The sequence below is a fragment of the Bradyrhizobium sp. IC3195 genome (assembly GCF_020193585.1).
In the GTDB taxonomy this organism is placed as follows: Bacteria; Pseudomonadota; Alphaproteobacteria; order Rhizobiales; family Xanthobacteraceae; genus Bradyrhizobium; species Bradyrhizobium yuanmingense.
In genome coordinates, this window is record NZ_JADYVG010000085.1 from 1 (window position 1) to 547 (window position 547).

Annotated in this window: 1 pseudogene; it reads left to right on the forward strand. The window is 58.1% G+C overall.

From position 1 onward, the window contains the following. Positions 1-254: 254 nt before the first annotated feature. A pseudogene (locus I6F09_RS37205) lies at positions 255-440 on the forward strand (transposase); the annotation flags it as partial. Positions 441-547: the final 107 nt, after the last annotated feature.

Here is a 547-nt window from a genome sequence, read left to right on the forward strand (position 1 = left end):
TCGTGCTTCATATTGATGATTTGGTCCAGCCTGGCCCGGAACAGATCGCCCGATCCCGTCGTCCTGTGCTTCTTCGGTCGCATCGCCACCTCCGATGCGATGACGGAATCATGGTTGGCGATTCGACCGAATCCTGAAAATGAAATTGCAAGGTTCCGACGCCCGAAGCATCAAACCCCTGCAAACGCAAAACAGTCCACAACGACAAATGCGATTCTAGCTCAATCGCTTAGCCACTCTTCACGGACGACTACGGCCGGCGTGAAGTTCTCGGCATGGACATCGGTCCCTCGGAGGCCGAGACGTTCTGGACCGCGTTCTTGCTCAAGCTCGCTCGGCGCGGGCTTCGTGGCGTCAAGCTCGTGATCTCCGATGCGCATGAGGGCATCAAGGCCGCCGTCAGCAAGGTGCTCAACACCGCCTGGCAGCGCTGCCGCGTGGGATCGTTGAAAAAGTCCGAATTGACTGATTCCATTCTTGTCGGCGATTCGCGATCGGCGGAGCAAACGAGATGCTGGGGCGCAAGGAGCGGGATCAGCTTGAGCTC